The sequence below is a fragment of the Rurimicrobium arvi genome (genome assembly GCF_039540495.1).
Lineage (GTDB): Bacteria > Bacteroidota > Bacteroidia > Chitinophagales > Chitinophagaceae > Rurimicrobium > Rurimicrobium arvi.
In genome coordinates this window covers 59116-79192 of record NZ_BAABEZ010000001.1, presented here as the reverse complement: position 1 = coordinate 79192, position 20077 = coordinate 59116, and the positions used below count along the sequence as shown (strand labels likewise).

The window sequence follows — 20077 nt, the reverse complement described above, 5'->3', positions numbered from 1 at the left end:
CAATAAGATTACAATTGATTGTCCGGCTTTGGAAATACCACCACCGGCTTATGTTGTTTTGCCAGTTCAAAATCCATCTGGCAATAAGACATGATGATCAGCGTATCTCCAACAGAAACTCTACGCGCCGCAGGTCCGTTCAGGCAGATCATACCGCTTCCGCGCGTACCCTTGATCACATAAGTTTCGATGCGTTCTCCGTTTTCCAGCACCACGATCTGAACTTTCTCATGCTCAATGATATTGGCAGCATCCATCAGATTTTCGTCAATGGTAATGCTTCCGACGTAATGCAGATTCGCCTCGGTCACTTTAGCGTGATGAATCTTTGATTTTAATATTTCTATTTGCATTGCGCCGCAAAGGTAATCAGCCTGCCTGATATATCGGTATTACAGCTCAGGCAATTCGTTAATTTTAAATACATACCTCAGATCACAAATTCGTCTCCCTCTGACGTTGCATACGATTCGGAGAACACGGCTCTTGCTTCTTCCTGAAAATCATCTACATACCTGTATTTTGATGAGTAATGGCCCAGCAGAAGCTTTTTCACTCCTGCCTTCTTTGCGAACTCCGCCGCCTGAGCTGCCGTTGCATGAAAGCGGGCAGCAGCTCTTTCCGCATCTGCATTCAGGTAGGTGCTCTCGTGGTAGAGCAGATCCACATGCGTCACCGCATCCAGAAAAGACTCAGTATAAATAGTATCTGCACAGTAGGCGTACACTTTGTCGGGCTTGCCTTCTGTAGTAACCCACTCGTTCCGGATAATTGCTCCGGATTTGGTTTCATAATCCGCCCCGCTTTTCAGCTGTTTGTAATAAGCGGCCGGTATTTCATAATGGCGGCATCGTTCGGGAAGCACTTTCCGTCCTTTGGATTTTTCCGTCACTTTCAGTCCGCAGCAGAAAATACGATGCTCCACGGGAAAGCTCTCCAGCCGTATTGCAGGTGTATCCAATAATACCGATCTACCTGCGGGCAGCGGTACAAATGTGAGCTCGTAAGACAATTTGGTGAATGCAACATCGAGTATGGCCTCCCAGATAGGTTTCAGTTCAGCAGGAGCAAAAAGCGTGAGCGGTACGGTACGCCCGAGCAGACTCATCGAATTCAGGAATCCGGGTAACCCGAAGTAGTGGTCGCCATGAAGATGGCTGATAAAAATGTAGCGGATGCGGTGCCAGCTGACATTATGCTTCCGGAGTAATATCTGCGCGCCCTCGCCGCAATCGATCATAATGGAAATGCCTCCGATATCCGCGATCTGACAGGTAGGATAGCGGTCATAAGCCGGAAGCGCCGAATTATTTCCCAATATCTTCAGGTTCATCTGGGTAAATTATCGGCCAAGCTACTTCGCTTTTACGTAATTTTGAAATCCGTCTATGAAAAGGTATCTTAAAGCTATAATGGTAACAGCCCTGGGTTGTATGGGTTTGTTTGCAGCCTGTAAAAAGGATGCGGCTATTCCGGAATATCCCGGGAACGCATCCTGGGATATTAGTTTTTCCGTTCCGCAGGGATGGCCTTCTCCTTATTACGCATTTAAAGATAATCAGCTGACCAAAGCAGGTTTTATGCTCGGACGTAAGCTGTTCTACGATACGCGCTTATCCAAAGACAGTTCCACCTCCTGCGGAAGCTGCCACCAGTCTTTCGCCGCGTTTTCGCAAACCGGTCATAATGTAAGCCATGGTGTCAACGGGTTGCTGGGCAACCGCAATTCCCCTGCGCTATTCAACCTGAACTGGAATACTTCATTCATGTGGGACGGTGGTGTTAATCATATCGAGGTACAACCGACTGCGCCGATCACTAACCCGGTGGAAATGGATGAAACCCTGGACAATGTGATGAATAAGCTGAAGGCCGATGCCGAATACCATAAAATGTTTATCGCAGCTTTCGGAACGGACGAAATTACTTCCCAGCGTATGCTTAAGGCCCTTGCTCAATTTATGGGCTCGATGGTCTCCGACAATGCCAAATACGACAAAGTACAGCGCGGACAGGCGCAGTTCTCAGCTGAAGAAGCGGCAGGACTCACTGTTTTCGAAAGCAAATGTGCCAGCTGCCATCCGGCTCCGCTCTTTACCGATCATAGTTTCCGGAACGTAGGTATCAAACCGGGTATAAACAACGACAGCGGTCGCGCCCACATCACGCTGTCCCCCGACGACCTGTATAAGTTCAGAGTCCCCAGCCTGCGGAACCTCAGCTATACGGCACCCTATCTGCACGATGGCCGTTTTGAAACAATAGATCAGGTACTGGATCAGATGGAGAGCGGCATTTATGTCAGCCCATCGCTGGATCCGCTCGTGAAAGACGGTCTGAAGCTATCTGCCGCGGAGCGCAGTAATCTGAAAGCGTTCCTCAAAACGCTCGACGACGAAACATTCGTCAGCGACAAGCGGTTTGCAGAACAATAGGCTTAGCCTGCAATCTGTGCAACAAGCGCAACAAAAGCATCGACCTCTTCTTTTTGCGTATCCCAGGCACACATGAGCCGAACTTCGTTGATGTCTTCACGCCATACGTAAAAAGGAGTATGCTGCATCAGCACTTCATTCCACGATTCAGGGATACACGCAAATACTACATTCGCCTGCACAGGCCTTGTGACCTTCACCTGCCCGGCTGTCTGCAGACATTGCTGCAGGTATTGCGCCATCTGATTCGCATGACACGCGCCACGCAACCAGAGCTGATGCTGCAGCATCGCAATGAACTGGGCCGCTATAAACCGTGTCTTCGAGGCAAGCTGCATCGATTGCTTATGCTTATAATGGAGCAAAGGTTTCAGGTCGGGATGAAATGCCAGCACTGCTTCACCATACATCATACCTGATTTTGTCCCCCCAAGCGAAAGAATATCCACTCCGGATTCACGCACAAATTCCTCCGGGCTGCATTGCAGCGATGCAAGCGCATTGAACAGGCGCGAACCGTCGATATGCAGGTATACATTATGCTGCCGGCATACAGCGCTGATCGCCTTCAACTCTTCCAGCGTGTAAACCGTTCCGTATTCGGTGCTCTGCGTAAGCGACACCATCGCTATCTGGGGAAAATGCATGTCTCCTTTACGGATCAGGCGCGCAGCTATTGTCTGCGGTTCCAGCTTTCCTTCCGCGTTTGTCGGCAGCGCAAAAAAACGGCAGCCGGTAAACGTTTCCGGGGCGGAAGACTCATCGTTACAGATGTGCGAAATATCGGCGCATAAAACCGAGTTGAAAGATTGGGTGCATGCGCTTACACTGAGCACATTCGCTCCGGTGCCATTGAATACGTAACGCACCATCGGATCATTCCCGAAAATATCGGCGAAGAGCTGATTGCAGGAAGCCGTAACCGGATCGTTGCCGTATGAGGAAGCATGTTCCTTATTGGCTGCCAGAATCGCTTCAATAACCTCGGGCAATACGCCGGCATAATTGTCACTTGCAAAAGATTTCATAGTATAATACAGAACTTATGGATCAGGAATTTGCGGATGTTTCCAGCATGCGGATGAATTCTTCTTCAGTCAGGATGATAACCGTACCGAGCTTCTTGGCCTTTTCGAGCTTGGAGCCGGCATCTGCGCCGACTACCAGGTAGTTAAGCTTGGAACTCACACCACCCAGTATCTGCGCTCCCAGCGCTTCAGCTTTCGCTTCGGCGTCGCTCCGCTTCATCTGCGACAGGGTGCCGGTAAACAGGAATGTCTTTCCGCTGAAAGCTCCTTCCTGCTGCAATACAGCGGATTGTGTATTGATCATATTCACCCCTGCATCGGCCAGTGCCTGAATACTTTCCCGGTTATCATGCGATGCGAAAAAATGAGCAAGCGACGCGGCCACCTTCGGGCCGATATCTTCGATACGGATAAACTGCTCTTCTGTCCAGCTGTAGAAATCACGCAGATCGGTGACCTTTCGGGCCAGATTCTTTGCAGTCGTTTCACCCACATGGCGGATGCCCAGACCGAATATAAGCCGGTTCAGAGGTTGCTCACGCGATGCATCGACCGCCGCCCGAAGATTGCTTACCGACTTATCCTTGAATCCTTCTAGCGCTGCAACCTGGGTCCAGTCGATCCGGTACAGATCCGGTACCGAGCGGATCAGCTCCAGTTCGAAGAACCGCGCCACATTCGATTCACCCATACCCCTGATGTCCATCGCATCCTTGCTGCAATAGTGGAGAATACGCTCGACGGCCTGCGCCTTACAGGCAAAATTAATGCAACGCCATACAGCCTCATCTTCCGGCCGTTCCAGCATCTCTCCGCAAACGGGACAGTGAGTGGGAAACAGAATCTCCTGCTCGGTCCCATCCCGCAGATCGGGTAACGCCTTAACGATGTAGGGGATTACGTCACCCGCGCGCTCGACGAGCACCGTATCGCCGATATGGATATCTTTCTCACGCACCACATCTTCATTAAAAAGCGATATGGAAGAAACGGTTGCGCCACCTATATTCACGGGGTCTATTTTTGCAACCGGTGTAACGGAACCTGTTCTGCCGACCTGAAATTCCACTGCGCGCAATTTGCTGGTGGCCTGCCTGGCTTTGAATTTATACGCAACCGCCCATCGCGGGTGATGCGCTGTCATGCCCATGCGCTCCTGCTGCGCAAAATCGTTTACTTTAATTACAAGCCCATCTATTTCATAAGGCAGTTCATCCCTTTTTGTCTCGAAATCCGCACAAAAGCCGATCACCCCATCTATGTCCGTAAACAACCTCATCTCCTTCACGGGTGTGGGGAAACCCAGTTCCTGCAGCCATTTCAGCGAATCGTAGTGCGTATGCAGTGAAGCGGGTGTACCGGCTCCGCCCAGCAGACTGTAATCACTGATATGATACAGCACTGCAGATAATTTTCTTTTAGCAACTTCAGCCGGATCGAGCATACGCAAAGTACCGGATGCCGCGTTACGCGGATTAGCCAGCGGAGCCAGGCCTTCAGACGCACGCTGGCGGTTCAGGCCCGCAAATGTTTCCTTATGGATCACCACTTCACCGCGGATTTCCAGCTGGCGCACGCCTCCCGTCGCAAATGCCGCACTAAGCGGTATGGATTTGATCTGTTTTACATTATTGGTGATCTCTTCGCCCGAAACCCCGTCACCGCGGGTAGCAGCGCGCGAAAGGCGATCCGCTTCATATATTAGTGATATGCTGGCGCCGTCATACTTAGGCTCAACACAGTAAGTGATCGATTCCCCGGCGATAGCGGTTTCACAACGCCGCGCCCAGTCACGCAGATCATCCGCATTATAGGTATTGTCCAGACTCAGCATCGGAACCAGATGTGCGACAGTGGGTAAACGTTCAGACAAACCCAGCGCCACGCGTTGGGTCGGAGAATCGTCCATTAGCCATTCCGGGTGCGCCGCTTCCATTGACCTGAGCAGCGCAAAAAGGCGGTCATACTCTTCATCTGCGAAAACGGGATCACTTTCCACGTAATATTTCCAATCGGCAAAACGGATAATCTCTTTCAGATGCGTCACTAAAATTTCGGAAGCATCAGGAGATGAGTTCAGGATAGATTTAGCCTGATCAAATATGCGCTTCTGCGCTTCTGCTGGGAACATGGAACTGATTCTTTAAAACAGCAGCAAAGATGCAGGATTATCTACTTACGAGTTTGGCTTTTTTACCACAAAACACCCTGTATCGCACTAAACACTGTGCTCCGGCGTTATTAACTTTGTTTTTACAGCCTGAAACCCTAAATCCTTATCTTTGGCTGTCAATTTTTTAATTAAAAAAGCGCCCGGTTTCAAACGGGCTATTTTGTATGCGCAAAATTTTATCCATTGCGACAATAGCAACATTGTCTGTTTCCCATTATGCAGTAGCCCAATCCGGCGCTACCGGTATCATTAAAGGATTCGTTTATGAGCGGGCCACGGGCGAACCTCTGAGCTTCTCCAACATATTCGTGCAAGGCTCCAAACTCGGCGCACAATCCGACGAGAACGGATACTTCACCATTTCCCAGCTGCCCGCAGGCACCTATACCCTCATGACCACGTCTTTCGGGTACGACACGGTATTCACCACCATCAAACTGGCTGCCGGTGATGTCGAATCCAAAAAAATCTACCTCACCAATAAAGGGCTTGAGCTGAAAGCAGTTAACGTTTCCGGCAGAAAGATCCAGAAAATGACAAGGGTGAATATCGGTACGACCACTATCACACCTAAAGAAATTAAATTATTACCCAGTTCGGGCGGAGAACCGGATATCGCGCAGTTCCTTCAGGTAACACCGGGCGTAACGTTCACCGGTGACCAGGGAGGCCAGTTGTATATCCGCGGAGGATCTCCGGCACAAACCGGTATTCTGCTGGATGGTGTGACGATCTATAATCCGTTCCACTCTATCGGCCTGTACTCTGTTTTCGAAACGGATGCGATCCGCTCCGCAGATGTGATCACAGCCGGCTTCAATGCTACCTATGGTAACCGCAGTTCCGCTATCCTCGATATCCATACAAAAGACGGAAACAACCAGCGCCTTTCCGGTGTACTCTCTGCCTCACCTATTATGGTGCGCGGAATGCTGGAAGGCCCGCTGGCAAAACAAAAAAGCGACGATGGAAGCAGCTCCACATTCCTGCTTTCTGTGAAACACAGCTACCTGGATCAATCTTCGAAAGCCCTTTACAGCGGACTCGGAGACGAATTTAAAAACGGACTCCCCTACTCGTTCACGGATGCCTATGGTAAGGTAACTTTCAGCGGCGGTAACGGATCTAAGCTGAACCTCTTCGGGTTTAACTTTAACGATAAAGCGTCTGTACTGAACAGCGCAGGTGCAGCGAATGCCACATTCAACTGGAAATCTTACGGTGGCGGTACCACATTCGTCGTATCTCCTGCCGGTTCTTCCTCACTCATCAATGGTAAGTTCGCTTATTCGAAATACAGCATTGATGCGAACGAGGTGAATTTCAGCCCACGCTCCAGCTCCATCAGCAGCTTCGAGGCGGGTATCAACTTCACCTATTTCTTCCCTAAATACAGCACGCTGAACTATGGAATTGAAGTAGGCGGACAAAATACGAAGCTCGATTACACAAACTCTATCGGCGCGACCACCAACTTCGACCGTAACAATACCACTGCATCCGCATTCTTCGTATATAAAAAGATATTCGATCAGCGCTTCATCCTCGAGCCAAGCGTTCGTCTGCAGTACTACTCTTCCCAGAATAAATTCTCTCCGGAACCAAGGCTGAACATGAAGTTCAACGTAAACAGCAATCTGCGCTTCAAAGCCGCAGCAGGACTGTATTCCCAGAATATTGTGGGACTGAAATCAGATCGCGATGTAGTGAACTATTTCACCGGTTTTGTACTGAGTCCGGATCAGAAGATCATGAATACGGACAGGGAATATACGGCTACAAACCTGGAGCGTGCACAGCATGCGGTTGCAGGCGTGGAGTTCGACGTGAAAAATCTGGAATTTAATATCGAACCCTGGTATAAAAACTTCTCGCAGATCATTCAACTGAACAGAACTAAAGGTGTAAACCCCATCAATACAGGGGACTTCCAGGCCGACCATGGAAAAGCTGCAGGTATCGACTTCTCCGTTAAATATACGGTGGGACGCATTTACCTGTGGGGTGTGGTTTCTTATCAGAAGATCACCTATACCACACGCCTGGAGAATTATGACACTACCTACACCACACAGGCGTATCCTCCTCCATTCGACCGTCGTGTGAATGTAAACCTTGTGGGAGCGTACACTGCCGGCAAGAAAAAAGACTGGGAAATTTCCGCACGTTTCAACTTCGGTTCTCCGTTCCCATTCACGCAGACCCAAGGCTTCAACGAGCAGGTAAACATTACCGGAAACGGACTCGCATCTAATCCTGTTACCCAGAACGGAAGTATCAACACCATTTATTCGACTACTATCAATGGCGGCCGTCTGACGGATTATCACCGCCTGGATCTGTCCGTGAAAAAAATATTCAAGGTAGGACGCTACTCGAGCATCGAATCGACAGTTGCGGTTACCAACGTTTACGATCGTAATAATATTTTTTACGTAAACCGTCTTGACAATAAAGTGTATTACCAGCTGCCGGTATTCCCGAGTATGAATCTGAGCTGGAGATTTTAATGAACTAAAGAATTATGAGCGTTACTTCAAAGGATACACCCGGCCTGAAAAGTATTGCTGTTCTGGCATATGCATTGTGTACCGCGCAACTCGCGTCGGGGCAGCTGCATATGCCTTACAATGGCTATAACTCCTGGTTACATCAGTCGGAACTGCTGCTGGATCAGAAACTCTACGGCGCCGCTGCATTTTCCGCACAGCAACATCTGGATGCACGCGTTGCGCTGTATATGAAAGACGACCCGATACTGAATACAGACCGGGCCCGTTATCTGAAAGCCATAGCGCTGCTCTCTTCCGGAACTACCAGCGAAGCAGATTCCGCTTTTATATCCGAGGCGTACCGGGAACGCGTAGCGCTTGCTAGAGCAAGAGCATTGTTTCATGCACAGAAATGGGCGGCATCGGCAGAAGCCTATAAACAGGCGGGCATCGATAATCTCAGCAATAAAGAAGTAGCCTCTTCCAAATTTGAAAGAGCTTACGCGCTCTTCAACGATCATCAGTTCGAGGAGGCAGAAAGCATTCTCTCCTCTGTAAAAGATGTGGAAGGTCCGTACAGCGCACCCGCACATTATTATTACGGACTGCTTGCGTATAACCGCGGCAGATTTGACGATGCATTGAAAAGCTTCAGTAAGATCGAACAGATGGATGCATACAAGGGAGTTGTACCCTATTACATTGCAGAGATCCGTTATTTCCAGGGACAGACCGGGGCTGCGCTGCAAAAAGCGCGTGAGGAAATGTCCAGGCCGACTCCTTCTTTCTACGACAACGAATTTCATTTACTGGCAGCTCAGTGTTTGTTCGAACAGGAGCAATACGAACAGGCCTTACCGTATTTTGAATACTATTACGCGAAATCCGATCAGATACGCAAACAGGATCTTTACGAGATGGCTTACTCCTACTACAGGGTAAAATCATTCTCAAAAGCAATTGAACCATTCCGCCAGCTCAGCAGCAGCCAGGATAGCCTGGGTCAGACAGCGATGTACTTCCTGGGTGACTGCTTCCTGCAAACTGACGACAAAAGAGGCGCGAAAAACGCATTTGCACTGGCTGGTTCGATGGATTATAACAGGTCGATTGCAGAGCACGCGATTTTACTTTCCGGTAAACTGGCGTTTGAACTCGGATACACTGCAGAAGGTATCGCACAGATGCAGAAGCTGCTTGGTGATTACCCTGACGGTGAAGACCGCAAGGAAGCTACAGATGTATTGTCCGCGCAATTATTGCAATCCGGCAATTACGAAGAAGCATATAATACTTTACAACAAACTCCGAATGCCGATCCTGCACTCATTCAGCGTGCGGCCTATAGCTTGGCGCTAAAGCAGCTGCAGCAAAAACGCTATTCCAATGCTGCAAGCCTGTTGGATGCTGCCATTGAAAAAGGCGTACCCGATGAATACCTCGCCGCGGCTCATTTCTGGAGAAGCGAAGTTGCGTATCAGCTGAAGAATTATGAAGACGCGATACAACATGGCACTGCTTTCCTGCAAACGAATAGTACCGGTGTAAAAGCTATTGCGCCGAACGTAACGGTGCAGCACGCGCTGATCACCATGGGTTATGCGGCTTTGCATACCGGCGATTACAACGGGTCTGCCAAATATTTTGCCCAGGCACAGAATAAAAATGCAGCGGAAGGATTTTCACAGAAGCTGGCTTCAGACGCGGCTTTACGGGAAGCGGATGCGTCTTTCCTGGCAAAAGATTATGCCAGGGCGATCGCCTTGTACGATAAGCTCATTGCTGCAAAAGGGGCTGAAGCAGATTATGCGCTGTTCCAGAAAAGTACGCTGCTCGGACTTCAGGGCAAAACAACCGAACAGGCAGATATCCTGTTGCAGATCGTAGCACAGCGCAACCCGGTATCCCAATACCTCCCGGAAGCACATTATGCTCTGGGCGACCTGTTGCTGGATGCCAATAAATTTGAAGATGCTATCAGTCATTTCGAGAAGATCACCGATCAGAATGCACCGCACCTTGCATCCAAAGCACTGGTAAAAATCGCATTTGCTTACCAGGAAGCGGAAAATACTTCCAAAGCAATCGAGACCTACCAGGCCGTGATCAGGAAATATCCTGCTTCCGAAGAAAAGCAGGCCGCCCTCGACGGATTGAAATCACTGTATATAAGTACCAACAAACCGGATGCTTATCTGAAATTTCTGAAGGAAAACAACCTGAATACCGATAGCGGCAATGCAGGAGACACGGATTCTTTGTACTATCAGGCAGAGGAAACTCAGTATGTGGCCGGTAAATACGCGGAAGCTACTGCCGCCATGCATAAATATCTGGAGCGCTATCCGAACGGATTGTTCAGTACTAAAGCACACTATTACGGTGGTGAAGCCTATTACCAGCTGAAGCAGTATGACTCTGCTCTTACGCATTTTGACAAAGTGCTGGGCAGCGGCTGGAGCGACTTTACGGAGCCATCTGCGCAACGTGCGGCCGGCATTGCCTATACGCAGGGCAATTATACTGCTTCAGGCAGGTATTACGCCCAATTGCGCAATATTGCGGAAAGCAAAAATGAACTGGCGGTTGCGTACCGCGGTATGATGTTCAGCGCAGACAGGATGTCAGATGGTCTTGCCGCCAATTATGCAGACACCCTGCTTACGCTTCCCGAGATTGATGAAGAAATGAAGATGGAAGCAATGCTGATCAAAGGCAATGCAGCAATCCGGAAAGAAAATTTTGAAGAAGCCGCATCTCTGCTGCAACAGGTTGCTGCATCTAAAAATATAGAGACCGCTGCCGAAGCGCAGTATCAGATGGCCAGGCTGCCATTACTGCAAAAGAAAACCGCAGCAGCCGAAAGTGCGGTGACGGAAGCGATCCGCGCCACGTCCGGAAGCAGTTACTGGAACACTAAATGCTATCTGCTGATGGCCGACGTATTCATCGCACAGAAAGATTATTTTAATGCAAAAGCCACTTTGCAGAGTATCATCCGGAATGTAAAAAATGAGAGCCTGCGTCAGGATGCCACACGCAAACTGGACGAGGTAAAGTTGTTGGAAAAAGGCAAAAGTAAACTTAAGGAAGGCGAATAATGATGAACCGTAAACAGTTATTATCCTTCGGGTTATTGGCTACGGCCATACCGGCAGCGCAGGCGCAGACCGAAGCGGACACTACGATCCGTGCCACAAGAATTGAGATCACACAGATATACAAGCCCAAGGTGAAGCAGGCCGATAAGGAGAGCCTTGTACCTGTACTACCGCCACGCTCACGCACAACACCCCGTTTTGATTACCAGGTGCCTCAGTATTCACCTGCCTACACCTATAAGCCGTCGCCTCTACAGCCTCTGGCTTTGCTGAACGATTCGGCAGGTGGTGGATTCAGGCATTACCTGAAAGCGGGAATCGGCAATCGTCACAGCATACTGCTGGAAGGAGGAACTGATATCCTGCAGGGTCGCTACTTCAATGCACAGCTTTTCGGGGGATTACTCAGTCAGAAAAGTTCACTGGCTTATCAGCAGCAACTGCTTGCGGATATCGATGGAAAAGGAACTTACAGAAAGGGCAATACTGCTGCGGATATCGACCTGAACATATTGCACCGGAACTTTTACCAGTATGGCTATAACCACGATGCGTATCCGTCTAAAGTGCCAGCCAAACAGACGCTGAGCGGCGCGGGCCTGCTACTCAATGTTCGCCATGGCAACGACACGAACAACTGGGCACCGGAAGTAAGGGTACGACTTTCCTATTATTCGGGAAGCCGCATCAATAATGAAAATACCGGAGGCGCCGGCATTTTCGCGAACCGGTATTTTTCCTCCGAACAGCTTCGCCTCAGCTTCGGTGCGGAGGCCGTGGGGACGCAGGTATCCACCGATACCTATTCGGCAGGCAACAGTTACGCTTACCTGAGCGCCGGGGCCGTATACAACAGCGGCGACTGGACACTACGGGGCTTTATCCGCCCTGCAATAGGACAACACGGCAATAGCTGGCTGTTGCAGGACCTTTCGGTGAAGAGACAGTTCCGAAGCAGCGGAACAACGCTGGAACTCGGATCTATAGGTGCTATTCAGCAGAATACCTATAAGGATTTGTTCCTGACCAATCCATTTATTTCGACTTTTACTACACAGCAAAGTCACTCCAACGAATTCTTTATCAACGCATCACAAAAAATAGGAAAACATATTTCTGCCGAAGCACGCGGTTCTTTCTGGAAATATGAAAATCTGGCATCATTTTTGAACGGATTTCCGGGTGAAGGGGAAAAAATGTACACTGTTTATCTTCCCCGTGTCACCGCAGTCTCTCTCCAGGGAAGTCTGCGTTACCAGATTGCCGACCAGATTTCTGTAGGAGCCCAGGTATATCTCTTCCGGTATACGAAAGTTTCTTACGACAATAAGGTGTGGCAAACCCCCAATACACGTATAAACGGAGACCTGCTCTGGCATCCAATCAATAAACTGAGTATCACTGCGTATATGGCGTATGTGGGCGGTAATTTTGCGGTCGATTCCACCGCTATAACCCGCAAACTGAAAGCTTATGCCGATGTAGGCGTGGGAGCCGAATGGAACATTGTAAAAAACATTTCGTTATTTGCGAACGTAAATAACCTGCTCAACAATAAATATGAGCGCTGGCTTGGTTACCAGGCGTATGGCATCAATGTGATCGGAGGCCTGCGTGTAAAATTTAAATAGAAGCATCCGCGGATGCTCAGACACATTAAAAGAGTAAACAAATTATGGACGTAGCTAAATACATAGCGCTTTTTCTGTTGAAGAATAAATATTGCCATTTACAGGCATTAGGCAATCTGGAAATCAGAAAATCGTCCTCTGTAAACAACGGTAGAGATCTCACCGGCCGTATGTTCATCGCCAGGCTGGAGCAGGTCGGTTCCATAGACGATCAGCTTCCGCTGTTCATCGCTGTTCAGGAAAAGATTTCCGTTTCGCGCGCATCGGCTCTCGTAGCTGATTTTGTTACTTACAGTAAGAGCCAGCTGCAATCCGGCGCTACGATCACCATTCCCGGCATTGGTAAATACACCATGAAAAACGGGAAAATGCATTTCGAACTCGATAGCTATTTCTCGCTACCGGAGCAAAACATTCCGCTTTCCTTTTTTAACAGCGGTGCACCGATTCTCACTGCGGATGCAGATCAGGCAGCAACTTCCGATACCGAAACACCGAAAGATACGGTGGAAACATTCCAGCAGTACAATAATTACAACGCACCTCCTAAAATAAACTGGAATGCCATCGGCTTCTGGGGGCTGGCGGTACTGATCCTGTTAAGCATTGTTGCGGGAGTGCTGAAGTACACAGTATTTAAGGACGATGTACCGTCGACGGTAATGGTTGCTGCAAATGATATACATGTAGATAGCAGCAGCCTGTTGAGTCCTGCCATGATCGACTCCAATATGCATGCTTCCGACTCTGTACAGACTGCAGATTCTGCGAAAACTCCGGATAGCGCGCAGGCCGTTGCTCCGGCCGCTACTCCCGGCTCCTACCGGTTTATCCTGAAAAAATACCATAGCCTTCCGCAGGCAGAGAAAAAAAGCAAACAACTGCTTTCGTATGGTTATCCTGTAAGCGTAATCTCCGTCAACGATACCCTCCATTACGTGGTGGAGGAACTGAAAGTATCTGCTGCCGATACCACTAAGCTCAAAGATTCCTTTACACGCTGGCTGAATCCGTCAGGTGTGGAAATAATGAGATAACGATCAGGAAATTTATGCGTAGTTTGCTGATGCCGATTGCGGCAGGAAGTTCTATTGTGTATAAGCCAGCAATTCTTCCAGGATAGTCCTGCTGTTGCTCAGGCGCGGAACCTTGTGCTGTCCGCCCAGTTTATTTTTATGCTTCAGCCATGCCGCAAACCCACCTGCGGGCATACGGTGTACAACAGGCATGCGCAGTGCAATATCCTTATGCCGCTTTGCTTCGTAATCTGAATTAACCTGTTGCAGTGCCTTATCCATCTCACCGGTGAATACTTCAAGCGGACAGGGCAGGTATTCAAATTCAATCACCCATTCATGGGTCCCGTTAGTATTTCCGGTCATAAATACCGGGGCTGCGCTGTAATCATTGACAATTGCACCGGTGGCTTTGCTGGCACGCGCTATCGCTTCATCCGCATTATCCACGATCACTTCCTCACCAAACGCATTCAGGAAAAATGAAGTCCGGCCGCTTACTTTAATGCGGTAAGGAGCAAGACTCACAAACTGGATGGTGTCGCCTATGATATAACGCCACAAACCCGTATTGGTGCTTACAACGATCGCATAATTGATCCCGGTCTTTACTTCTTTCAGGGTATGCACAACGGGTTTATCTTTTCCGAATTCATCCATTGGAATAAACTCGAAGAAAATACCGTGATTCAGCAGCAGCAGCATTCCTGCCTCGCTGTCATCAGTATCCTGGATCGCGAAGAAACCCTCGGATGCGTTATACGATTCAACGTATTTCATATCGTCGGAAGGAATGAACTGGCGGAACTGTTCGCGGTAAGGCTTAAAGCTCACCCCTCCATGAATGTACAATTCAAGGTTGGGCCATACTTCCAGCATATTTTTAGCGCCGGTGATCTCCAGGATACGTTTAAACAGCACGATCGTCCAGGTGGGGACGCCGGTAATGAATGTCACATTCTCCTGAATGGTGCTGCGTGCAATTTTCTCAATTTTCTCCTCCCACTCGTCCATCAGTGCGATGGAAAGATCCGGTGTGCGCCATACCTGTGCGGTCCAGGGCATATTCTGCATCATCACAGCCGACAGGTCTCCATAGAAAGAATCTTCGCTGAGCTGGTTCAGTTGATGACTGCCGCCGATCACCAGGCATTTTCCCGAAGTGATCCGCGATTCCGGGTGACGGGCCAGATACAGTGCAATAGCATCTTTGCCGCCTTTGAAATGATTATCGTCAAGTGTCTCGCGGGACACAGGGATGAACTTACTTTTGTCGGAAGTGGTTCCGCTGCTTTTGGCAAACCAGGTGATCTCCGACGGCCACAATATATTCTGCTCTCCCTGAAGAATACGTTGTATGTAGGGTTTCAGCGAGTCGTAGTTATTCAGCGGCACAGCCTGCTGGAAATCGCGCATGCTGTTCAGATGCTGGAAGTCGTACTTTTTACCGTATTCAGTGAACTGGGCAGAGCTGATCAGATCGTGAAATACCTGCTTTTGCGTATCGATGGGATTGAGCATGAAATTATCGATCACGCCGGAGCGTAACTTCAGGAAACTTTTAATTGCCGGACTCAATAATCCCATAATACGTTTTAAATAGCGGCGGGTGCCAAACCACAAAAATAATGCCGGGAAGCATAGTTAGTGTGAAAAGACACGATTTTTTAATGATCTACCGAATAGTTTTTTCTTTTCAGTTCAAAGTGTTTACCCAGATATACGCGGCGCACGGTCTCATCGGCAGCCAATTCCTCTGCAGTACCGGCTTTCAGTATAGAGCCTTCGAAAAGAAGGTAGGCACGGTCGGTAATCGATAATGTTTCCTGAACGTTGTGATCGGTTATCAGAATTCCGATGTTTTTATATTTCAGTCGCGCCACAATGGACTGGATATCTTCCACCGCGATCGGATCGATACCTGCGAAAGGCTCATCAAGCAGAATGAATTTAGGGTCCACAGCCAGCGCACGTGCGATTTCCGTACGGCGTCTTTCGCCGCCGCTCAATACATCACCGGGACTTTTGCGTACATGTGTCAGACGGAATTCTTCAAGCAATGCGTCTCTCTTCTTCAATTGCTCTGCTTTTGAAAGCTTTGTCAGTTCCAATACCGCGCCGATATTATCTTCCACAGATAATTTGCGGAACACGGAAGCTTCCTGCGGCAGATAACCGATGCCCTTCTGCGCACGCTTGAACATCGGGAGTTTGGTTATGTCCTCGTCGTCGAGAAATACCAGGCCCTCATCAGGTTTCACAATCCCGACAACCATATAGAATGAAGTGGTTTTGCCGGCTCCGTTAGGACCGAGCAGGCCCACAACCTCACCCTGGTTTACCTCAAAAGACACGTTATTTACGACGGTTCTTTTGCCATATTTTTTGATCAAATTGCGCGTCTGGATCTTCAATTTTGGAGATTTTTCTGAACGCGTAAAGATAGAATATTTTCCGCCCACATAGCCGGGTATTACGGAAACGCGCGTGGATAAAGGGTTTGAGCGCATATTCCGGAATATTTATTATGACAGAAACAATATCAAAAAACTTGCCGAAAAACTTGCACCGTATTTTTATTGTATTACATTTGTGCACAAATAAATTAACAACTTCTATGAAAAAATTATTCCTTTCTTTGTTAGCATGTGGCAGCATAGCGGCGGCTAACGCACAAGCCGGAAGCTGGCTTCTTTATGGACAAGCGGGAGTTTCAGCACAGTCTTACGATGGAGTAAACGTTGCAGCAGGTACAGCGAATTCAATTCACTGGTATGCTACGCCTGGCTTCGGTTACCAATTCGACAACCATTGGACACTCGGTCTGTATGCTCAGTACAACAACGCTGGTTCTAAAGCAACAGCAACCGGTTCTCCTTGGATCAGAACTAACGACTGGGAAGTTGGTGTTTTCACTCGTTACACTGAAAACCTGAACAAAATATTTGCTATTTACGGTCAGGTGAACGTAGGTTTCAACCACGGTAACACAACTCTGGACGGTAGCGTTATCACAAACTCTCGCTACAATGGTTTCTCTATTGGTTTCACTCCAGCAATCACTGCTAACGTTCACAAAGGTCTTGCTCTGACCTTCGGTATCGGTGGCCTGGGTTACACGAACCACGCTTACGAAAACCAAAACAACTCTAACGGTAATTTCAACATTTCTTTCGGTCAGCAAATCAGCTGGGGCATTCAGAAAAACTTCGGTGGTCACAATCGTCGCATTCACCGCGAGCCAGGTTCTGATCGTCACATGAAAAACTGGAGAGATGACGATGGTGATGAGCCACGTAAATCACGCAAAAGCGACGATAACGACGAATAGTCTGAATCGTTTCACAGCATAAAGAACCGGCCATCTTCTATATGGCCGGTTTTTTTATTGTATTTTCCCGCCAGTCGCTCCGCTTTTACACACCCCTACTGTATTTTTGCCCCTTAGCATGGCCAACAAATTATTCAGAGATCTATCCGCCAATACCGTTCAGACCGGTATTACGCAGTTGTCAGGCCTGCTTATCTTCTACCTGCTTTCGCGATTCATTCCCAAAGATCAGTTCGGTGATTTCCAATGGACAACAGCAGTGGGCTCCACGCTGATCACCATTGGCTCCCTGGGACTGGATATGGTACTTGTGAAGCGCATTGCCGCCGGAAATAAACCGGTACGTATAGCAGGCATTCACTTTTTCCATACGTTGATCGTATCAACGGTGGTATTGGCGGGTTTGTTGCTGACACTTTTTCTGTTTCCCCACCTGCAATTGCTGCACCCGCTGTTTCTGCTGATCGTACTTCAGCAGGCTTTGGGCAATATTGCCAATTCCTTTAAGTTTTCGCTTACGGGATTTCAGTCTTTCCGCCAGCTGGCCATCATTTCCATCCTGTTTAACCTCGGAAAAGCGGGCATCATAGCAGGTCTATTCTTCTCTCACACACTTTCCGTTCGTAATGTGGCGCTGGGCTTCCTGGTTGCATCACTGATCGAACTCGCTGGCGGCTACGCTTACCTGCACCGGAAACTGCGCGGAAAGCTGAGACCCGTTTATGCACCGCGTACCTACCGGTCGTTTGTATCGGAATCCCTTCCGCAACTGGGCGTGGTATTGTTCGACTCAGCACTCGCGCGCATCGACTGGATTCTATTAGGTATTTTCAGCACCACATCAGTAACGGCAGAATATACTTTTGCCTACAAATTCTTCGAACTGAGCAAATTGCCGCTTTTGATACTCGCGCCGGTCCTGCTTACAAGACTGTCAGCCCTCACGTCTCAGTCGGGTATATTGCCCGAAGGCCAGAAAACACAGATCAATCAGTTTGTACGCCTCGAAATCGCGCTGTCTTTCTGCATCCCTATTGTGCTGGCATGTATATGGACTCCTTTTATCGACAAACTTACAGACGGCAAATTCGGTGCCGTTAACCAGCTGAACTTTGAGCTGCTTGCACTATGCGTACCGCTTCATTTCGCGGTTAACTTTCTGTGGACTCTGGCTTTTGTCCAGGGAAAACTCAGAACGATTATGTATATCACGATCATCAGCTCTTTACTGAACCTGGGCTTGAACGCTATCCTGATTCCTCAGCTTGGCGGAACAGGCGCTGCTATTGCTTTTCTTGCCAGCAGTATTTTCCAGGTTGCGGCCTATTACTTCACCACCGACCAGTCACAGCTGAAATTGCATCCAGGAAGTATGCTGTGGCAGTTCGTGCTGTCTATTGTCTCCGTAAAAGCCGGAATGTACCTTACCGGATCGGCGTATGTTGCGGCTCTTGTGGCCTTCGTTGTATATGTGACGGGTTCCGTCGTTTCCGGTCAGTTGCCTCTGCAACAATTAAAAGCACTGAAAAGAAATTAAGCTGAACGCCTATGAAAAAAAGCGTATTGCAAAAATCCGTACTCGCCTTCCTCATGATACTGGGAGCGGCATTTACGTTTAGCGCGGCCTATCCCGGCTTTATGAGTCCGGATTCACTGGACCAGTATCAGCAGGCTTTGTCGGGAAAATATACCGATTGGCATCCTCCGGTAATGGCCTGGATCTGGCATCAGTTGCTATGCTTACATAATGGCCCCCAGCCGATGCTGCTACTGAATACTTTGCTGTTCTGGGGCGCCGTGGCAATAATTGCATTTCGTATACGCAATTTTGCGCTCAGCCTTGTTTTCACGTTATGCAGCTTTGCCCCCTGTTTGCTTAATTTCCTCGGTGTGATATGGAAGGATAGTCTGCTGCTGAGCCTGTTGTTTTTGCTTACCGCACTGCTGTACCATCTTTCCGATAAGCCACTTAAGCCGTTTTACAGGGCAATCGCCGTCCTTTTTGTAACCTGTCTGTGTCTGCTCGCAATACTTATCCGGTATAATGCAGCGGCGGCTGTGGCACCGCTATTGGGTGCCCTGATGTATTACCAGTACCCGTCAAAATCCCTCTGGAAGCCTCTGTTATACGCATTCGGACTGACCGGCGTGCTCTGGCTGGCCGCAGAAAAAATCAATACGAACTTATGTAAGGGGAAAAGTATGCATCCGGAGCAGCAATTGATGGTGTACGACCTGATGGGTGTGGCAAGTGCGACACACAAAAATATATTTCCGGAATATCTGAAAAACAAACTCACCTTAGACAAGCTGCCGAAAGTGTACTATCCGTGCGATGGCGCGCTGTTTGTGATCTTTAATATGGGTTGTACCGCGTCTTCTGAAGCTCAGTTCGAAGCCCTGAGCCATTGCTGGCGAAATCAGGTTTTGCATCACCCTGTTCACGTGATAAGACACAAAAAGCGATCGTTTATGTGTCTTATCAGAGAGAGCAGTCTGAAAACCTTTCCCTTTATACACCCCAATCCTTATGGCTTTCATGTTAATACTGATAATCCCGCTTACCGGTTGTTTATCCGTTACACGGAAAACCGTTTCGCATATAAGCTATACAGTGCATGGATCTACCTCGCGATCTGCGTTGTGGTATGTTGCGCATCACTGGTACGACTACTCTATCAGAAAGTAACATCTGCGGCGCTCCCATCGTGCATTTCCCTGTCCGGATTGCTGTATTGTCTGGCATACTTCTTCCTGAGCCCGTGTAACGATCTGAGATATAACTACTGGACATACGGCGCGGGATTCCTGGGTGCTGTTCTTTTAATCAATTCCTTCTTACGTCAAAAATGACTTGTCCTTTTTAGAAC

At 48.7% G+C, this 20077-nt stretch carries 14 protein-coding genes; 8 read left to right on the top strand and 6 right to left on the bottom strand.

Translation table 11 applies throughout. The features are described 5' to 3' along the window. Positions 1–8 precede the first annotated feature (8 nt). Both panD and ABD846_RS00320 read right to left on the bottom strand, forming a co-directional pair. On the bottom strand, positions 9–353 hold the full coding sequence (gene panD / locus ABD846_RS00325) for an aspartate 1-decarboxylase (RefSeq protein ID WP_344821521.1): 345 nt from the start codon (positions 351–353) through the stop codon (positions 9–11). A 77-nt stretch (positions 354–430) separates the two neighbouring features. Then, complete coding sequence (locus ABD846_RS00320) at positions 431–1333, bottom strand: ribonuclease Z (RefSeq protein ID WP_344821519.1); 903 nt, start codon at positions 1331–1333, stop codon at positions 431–433. A gap of 55 nt (positions 1334–1388) precedes the next feature. Between ABD846_RS00320 and ABD846_RS00315 the strand changes: the two genes are divergently transcribed. Further along, positions 1389–2435, top strand: a complete 1047-nt coding sequence (locus tag ABD846_RS00315) for a cytochrome-c peroxidase (RefSeq protein WP_344821517.1) — start codon at positions 1389–1391, stop codon at positions 2433–2435. 2 nt (positions 2436–2437) lie between these two features. On the opposite strand, the gene ABD846_RS00310 is transcribed toward ABD846_RS00315, so the two are convergent. Both ABD846_RS00310 and ligA read right to left on the bottom strand, forming a co-directional pair. After that, the gene (locus tag ABD846_RS00310) at positions 2438–3463 is read right to left on the bottom strand and encodes a threonine aldolase family protein (protein ID WP_344821515.1); all 1026 of its coding nucleotides are present in this window, start codon (positions 3461–3463) and stop codon (positions 2438–2440) included. Positions 3464–3485: 22 nt separating this feature from the next. Further along, positions 3486–5594: an NAD-dependent DNA ligase LigA gene (ligA, locus tag ABD846_RS00305; RefSeq protein ID WP_344821513.1), complete on the bottom strand. Its 2109-nt coding sequence runs from the start codon at positions 5592–5594 to the stop codon at positions 3486–3488. Positions 5595–5800: 206 nt separating this feature from the next. Between ligA and ABD846_RS00300 the strand changes: the two genes are divergently transcribed. From ABD846_RS00300 to ABD846_RS00285, 4 genes are read left to right on the top strand one after another with little or no spacing between them, the layout of a single operon-like run. After that, the gene (locus ABD846_RS00300; protein WP_344821511.1) at positions 5801–8146 is read left to right on the top strand and encodes a TonB-dependent receptor; all 2346 of its coding nucleotides are present in this window, start codon (positions 5801–5803) and stop codon (positions 8144–8146) included. Positions 8147–8160: 14 nt separating this feature from the next. Continuing rightward, positions 8161–11229, top strand: coding sequence for a tetratricopeptide repeat protein (locus ABD846_RS00295; RefSeq protein WP_344821509.1), 3069 nt, complete (start codon positions 8161–8163; stop codon positions 11227–11229). Continuing rightward, the gene (locus tag ABD846_RS00290; protein ID WP_344821507.1) at positions 11229–12860 is read left to right on the top strand and encodes a hypothetical protein; all 1632 of its coding nucleotides are present in this window, start codon (positions 11229–11231) and stop codon (positions 12858–12860) included. Before ABD846_RS00295 ends, ABD846_RS00290 begins: the two co-directional genes overlap by 1 nt. Before the next feature lie 44 nt (positions 12861–12904). Beyond that, a complete protein-coding gene (locus ABD846_RS00285; protein WP_344821505.1) occupies positions 12905–13897 on the top strand; it encodes a hypothetical protein in 993 nt (330 codons plus the stop codon). Positions 13898–13948: 51 nt separating this feature from the next. Here the strand turns inward: ABD846_RS00285 and ABD846_RS00280 are convergent, their stop codons facing one another. Continuing rightward, positions 13949–15463, bottom strand: coding sequence for a GH3 auxin-responsive promoter family protein (locus ABD846_RS00280; protein WP_344821503.1), 1515 nt, complete (start codon positions 15461–15463; stop codon positions 13949–13951). 80 nt (positions 15464–15543) lie between these two features. Then, a complete protein-coding gene (lptB, locus tag ABD846_RS00275; RefSeq protein ID WP_344821500.1) occupies positions 15544–16386 on the bottom strand; it encodes an LPS export ABC transporter ATP-binding protein in 843 nt (280 codons plus the stop codon). Positions 16387–16493: 107 nt separating this feature from the next. Here lptB and ABD846_RS00270 point away from each other — a divergent pair, with 107 nt between their 5' ends. The 3 genes from ABD846_RS00270 to ABD846_RS00260 all read left to right on the top strand — a co-directional run bounded on the left by ABD846_RS00270 (position 16494) and on the right by ABD846_RS00260 (position 20060). Beyond that, on the top strand, positions 16494–17207 hold the full coding sequence (locus ABD846_RS00270) for an outer membrane beta-barrel protein (RefSeq protein ID WP_344821497.1): 714 nt from the start codon (positions 16494–16496) through the stop codon (positions 17205–17207). A 118-nt stretch (positions 17208–17325) separates the two neighbouring features. Further along, on the top strand, positions 17326–18744 hold the full coding sequence (locus ABD846_RS00265; protein WP_344821495.1) for an oligosaccharide flippase family protein: 1419 nt from the start codon (positions 17326–17328) through the stop codon (positions 18742–18744). 11 nt (positions 18745–18755) lie between these two features. Then, on the top strand, positions 18756–20060 hold the full coding sequence (locus tag ABD846_RS00260; RefSeq protein ID WP_344821493.1) for a hypothetical protein: 1305 nt from the start codon (positions 18756–18758) through the stop codon (positions 20058–20060). Positions 20061–20077 lie beyond the last annotated feature (17 nt).

Coding starts and splice junctions, on each gene's coding strand:
- ABD846_RS00295 (WP_344821509.1), top strand. CDS start 8,161: ATGAGCGTTACTTCAAAGGATACACCCGGCCTGAAAAGTATTGCTGTT.
- ligA (WP_344821513.1), bottom strand. CDS start 5,594: ATGTTCCCAGCAGAAGCGCAGAAGCGCATATTTGATCAGGCTAAATCT.
- panD (WP_344821521.1), bottom strand. CDS start 353: ATGCAAATAGAAATATTAAAATCAAAGATTCATCACGCTAAAGTGACC.
- ABD846_RS00285 (WP_344821505.1), top strand. CDS start 12,905: ATGGACGTAGCTAAATACATAGCGCTTTTTCTGTTGAAGAATAAATAT.
- lptB (WP_344821500.1), bottom strand. CDS start 16,386: ATGCGCTCAAACCCTTTATCCACGCGCGTTTCCGTAATACCCGGCTAT.
- ABD846_RS00315 (WP_344821517.1), top strand. CDS start 1,389: ATGAAAAGGTATCTTAAAGCTATAATGGTAACAGCCCTGGGTTGTATG.
- ABD846_RS00290 (WP_344821507.1), top strand. CDS start 11,229: ATGATGAACCGTAAACAGTTATTATCCTTCGGGTTATTGGCTACGGCC.
- ABD846_RS00310 (WP_344821515.1), bottom strand. CDS start 3,463: ATGAAATCTTTTGCAAGTGACAATTATGCCGGCGTATTGCCCGAGGTT.
- ABD846_RS00320 (WP_344821519.1), bottom strand. CDS start 1,333: ATGAACCTGAAGATATTGGGAAATAATTCGGCGCTTCCGGCTTATGAC.
- ABD846_RS00300 (WP_344821511.1), top strand. CDS start 5,801: ATGCGCAAAATTTTATCCATTGCGACAATAGCAACATTGTCTGTTTCC.
- ABD846_RS00265 (WP_344821495.1), top strand. CDS start 17,326: ATGGCCAACAAATTATTCAGAGATCTATCCGCCAATACCGTTCAGACC.
- ABD846_RS00270 (WP_344821497.1), top strand. CDS start 16,494: ATGAAAAAATTATTCCTTTCTTTGTTAGCATGTGGCAGCATAGCGGCG.
- ABD846_RS00260 (WP_344821493.1), top strand. CDS start 18,756: ATGAAAAAAAGCGTATTGCAAAAATCCGTACTCGCCTTCCTCATGATA.
- ABD846_RS00280 (WP_344821503.1), bottom strand. CDS start 15,463: ATGGGATTATTGAGTCCGGCAATTAAAAGTTTCCTGAAGTTACGCTCC.